The sequence below is a fragment of the Pirellulales bacterium genome (assembly GCA_035533075.1).
GTDB lineage: Bacteria > Planctomycetota > Planctomycetia > Pirellulales > JAICIG01 > DASSFG01.
On sequence record DATLUO010000008.1, the window covers coordinates 1 to 3,978 of the forward strand.

Consider the following 3,978-nt stretch of genomic DNA (forward strand, 5'->3'; position numbering starts at 1 on the left):
CCCCGCACCAGGTCCCGCACCAAGAAGGGAATCGGATTGCCGTAGACCGTGCCGCCGCCGCCCGTCTGCGTCCCCAGCGTCACGTCCGGAGCCGGAGACGCGCTCGGATCGAACGTCCCCGGCGCCGTCCCCAACAGCCCCCACGGCATGTGATAGCCGTAGCCGGTCCAGTTGTAGGCCCAGTTCACCGTCGGGAAGTCGGGCATCGTCTCCGGCGCCCCTGCAAACGGCTCGAAGTTGATCGACATCAGCCCCGCCGCATAGTCGTAGTTGTCCGACGTCTGCCCGACGTAAAAATCGTTGGCCTCGTAGCCCGACAGAAAATCCGGCGTCAACACGGGCGCCGGACCGTCGGAGGGCGGCACCAGCCGGTCGGGCAAATATCCAAACACCGCGTCGGGCACCTCCGCCCGCGCCGCGTCCGTGGCCTCCTGCGATTCCGCCGCGCCGTCGGCCGTGGCGTTGGCCGCCGCGGCGTCGCCGTCGTCCTTCGATTCCAGCGCGTCGGCCTGCGCCTGCTGCTGCGTCTCCTGAGTATCTGCCTCGCTCGCGCTTCGGGTTTGTGTGGCCGCGGCCTGGGAGGTCTGCAAAGTCGCCTGGGCCGCCGCCTGGTCCGACGCCAGACCCGCCCAGGGACTCGGCACGCCCGGCAGCGGGTTGCCGGCCGAATCGTTACCGGGCGACACCACAAAACTGGCGGCGAAGGCCGCGATGGCCGCCGCGTGCCCGGCGGCGTCGCCCACCTGCCAGTTGTACTGCGCCAGGGCGTCGGCCTTCTGCTGCTGGTCGTAATCGGCCGACTCCTGGTCGTCGTAGCCGGTGACCGCCGCGTTGTCGTCCTCCGTGTCGGTCGCCACCTCGCCGTCGCCGGTCTGGGTATCAGTGAGTTGCGCCTCGGCTTCGTCGGTGCCCGTCGAGGTCAGCACCGGCTGCACCGTCGTGGCGAACGTCTCGTCGGCCAGGTTCTCGGCCTCGGTCTGGTTTTGCTCGGCCAGCGCCACCGCGTTGTCGTGCGTCTCCTGCGCCGTCGCGTCGCCGGGGCCGATGATGCCCAGCGTCAGGTCGTGCTCGGCCAAGGCCACCGCTTGCCGATAGTCGTGGGCCGCCTGGCCCAGGTTCTCTTGATACGTCTCGCCCGCCGAGGCCAGCGTCTCTTCCAGCGTGGCTTCGTCGTCGGTCGCGGTGGTGGTCAGGAGCGCATCGGCGTCCGCCGTGGCGTTGGCTGCCGCGGCGTCGTTGGCGTCGATGGTCTTCATCTCGTCCACGAACTGCCCGGCGTTGTCGGTTTCGTAGACGGTTTCGGCCGCGCCGAGCTGTGAGACGTAAAGTTGATAGTTGCCCGCCGCGGTGACGGCCCAGCTCGCTTCCGCGCCGGCCAGCCCGGCCTGCGACTGGGCCCAGGGCAGGCCCCCACCCTGGCCCTCTCCCGAAGGGAGAGGGAATTGGGCCGCCAGCCAGGTCCAGACGTTGGCCGTTTCGCTGGCCTGGGCGATCTGGAAATTGGCGTCGGCCGTGGCGTCGGAATTGCCTTGCGTCACGTCGGCCGCGGCGTCGGCCGTCATCACGCCGGCCTCTTGCCCGGCCAGTGTATCGCCTTCGGACTGGCTCTCGCCGTCGCTGGTTTGGGCGAAACTGTCTTCGATCGTGGCCTCGCCGTCGCTCATCGACTGCCAGGCGCCGGCGTCGTCTTCTTCGACCGGCTCGTCGGCGGCGGCCTTGGCGTCGATCCAGGCCAGATCGGCGTCGGCCTGCTTGTCGGCCAGCGTCAGCCGCGCGTCGGCCAGGTCCTTTGTATACTCATCGCCCATTTTGTCCTCCGTTTTTTCGTCCGCGCGAACACTCACTCCAGCGGAACGAGCTCCGGAAGGCGAGATATAAATGCGACCGCAACGCCAGAAATCGCCAAGCCGGCGGACTCTACTGAAATATCGTCCACGGACGCAACGACCCATTCGTGAGCGGCACGTCGCTCGCCTGTTACTTTGCGGATGTTTTTTAAGTATATATCTAACGCAAATGTGCCGAGATCGTCGATCTGGTGACGAATGTGGGATGGCCACGAGTCTCCGGACACGCGGCAGCGAAAGCTGTCGAAAACATCCGCGACATACCCGTGTTCAACAAATAGGCGAAATCGATGCGAGCTGTCACTTCTCTGCAGATGCACCCAGAGAGTGCCGATCGCCACCGCACGGCCGTCCACGGTCAAAGATGGCATAATCCTTACGATATTACTTTAATGGCAAAAGGTTCGGGACACCTAGTGCCGGGTCGAAGTTGGGGGATGCGATCCAAGCGGCGCGGAACTCGGCGTAGCTCGAGTAAATGTGGATATCCAAGGGGCGCAAACCATCGCCAGTTCCTATCCCGATCCGAAGTGCGTACTGCTGCGCGCCCCTAACAGCAGGTATTGTGTTGGGGCTCAACGTATTGACGTCGCCTATAATGATGATATCTAAGTCTGAGTTCGCTGTCGATGTGCCTTTAGTTCGCGATCCGAAGGCGCGCACATCTTCGGCACCAGGAATTGACAAGAGCTTTTGCCGAAGCAGCGCCGCCTGCTCGGCGGTAATGCCGGCAACGTACCGTGACGCCCCATCCGTTGCCAAGGCCGCGGCCAACCCCTTGGCACCTTGAGCGGCGCTATCGCCGGCAAACGCCAGCACTATGACCACGTTGCTTCCATGGTCAATCGCGGCCTGCGTATCGCCAGCCTTGGCATAATAGTAGGACGCTTTGCCTTCTTGATAGGCGACGTACCCAAGGCCCCCGGCAAGCGGCAGTTGCACCCACGGGCCCTGAACGAACTGTACCGCTCCGGGCGTCGCCTCCGTGAGCGCAGTTACCACCGCTGCGCCGCCGGGAACCTTCGACAAGGCTGAACCGGCTGCCGCACCGGCGACGGGTAATGCCGCCTGCAGCGTGACCACGATCGCGATTGCTTGTGTCGCCTCGCCCGCGACGCTCGCCGCGACGCCCGTGGCGACTTCGGTGTTAGTGCCCTTTAAGCCGAGACTGCGCATGTTCCACTCGATCGCCTCGTCGCGCGACTTCCAGTCGATCGGCAACGGCAGCAGCCTCGCCGGGTAGGTCATGGCCTGCCCAACCTTCTGCATCCCGGTGTACGCGCCCCAAAAGAATGCGCCAACTGGACCAGGGCCGGTTCCCGTGACGTCTTTTTTCGTTACGTAGAGCGGCCGCGGCGCTGGGTTGGCGCCCACGATCAGAACAATGCCGATCTTCGCCTGCTGATCGCCCGCCGCCTCGGTGCCACTGGCCGACCCAGTGGCGTCAGGTGTACTCGGGTTGCTCGCCGCCCCAGCGCCTCCCATTGCCGCCGCCTCGGCGGCGTCACGCGGCGGGCCGTAGACCGCCTTCCGCGTGGCTTGCACCGCACCATCGGGATTGGCAAGCTGCTGCTGCGCATCGGCCGTCTTCTGCTCCGGTTCGCCGGTCGCGCGGTCGTTCTCGGCTGGCGGCTCTTGGGCAGGATCCGGCTGAAGAACATAAACGACGATCGTCAGCGCGGCCGCCGAACTGGAGGGTGCAGGAGACGCTGGCTGCGTATCCGCCGCCGCCGTTGTCGGCTCGCTGGGCGGCGGCTCTTCCTGCGAGGCGGGCGGAGGGGGGGCGTCGGCCTTGAGCATGTCGGGCGTGGCGGTGGAGGTGGCCGGCGCCGTGTCGGTCTGGGCGTCGGTCAGCGTGGGCAAGGGCGATGCAGTCGTGCTCCAGTCGCCCGTGGCGCTGGGCGTGTTGCTGACCTGCAACAAGCTGGCGTTCGTGCCGCCGAAGTGCGTCGGCCGCTCGTAGACCACCGCCGGGTCGTAGCTCACATCACCCCGCACCAGGTCCCGCACCAAGAAGGGAATCGGATTGCCGTAGACCGTGCCGCCGCCGCCCGTCTGCGTCCCCAGCGTCACGTCCGGAGCCGGAGACGCGCTCGGATCGAACGTCCCCGGCGCCGTCCCCAACAGCCCC

The 3,978-nt window shown here is 66.3% G+C and carries 3 protein-coding genes; all 3 read right to left on the reverse strand.

Going from position 1 to position 3,978, the window contains the following annotated elements:
* Positions 1 to 1,808 (reverse strand): hypothetical protein (locus VNH11_00590; protein HVA44856.1); only part of this gene is annotated, 1,808 nt, incomplete at its 3' end.
* Positions 1,809 to 1,840: 32 nt separating this feature from the next.
* Positions 1,841 to 2,218 carry a hypothetical protein gene (locus VNH11_00595; GenBank protein ID HVA44857.1) on the reverse strand — a complete coding sequence of 126 codons (378 nt, stop codon included), beginning with the start codon at positions 2,216 to 2,218 and terminating at the stop codon, positions 1,841 to 1,843.
* Between the two features lie 13 nt (positions 2,219 to 2,231).
* Positions 2,232 to 3,920: a nucleotidyltransferase domain-containing protein gene (locus VNH11_00600; protein ID HVA44858.1), complete on the reverse strand. Its 1,689-nt coding sequence runs from the start codon at positions 3,918 to 3,920 to the stop codon at positions 2,232 to 2,234.
* Between the last annotated feature and the right edge of the window lie 58 nt (positions 3,921 to 3,978).

What these genes read in the sequence shown, in the direction of transcription:
- VNH11_00595 (HVA44857.1), bottom strand. Translation starts at nt 2,218, where the DNA reads ATGCCATCTTTGACCGTGGACGGCCGTGCGGTGGCGATCGGCACTCTC.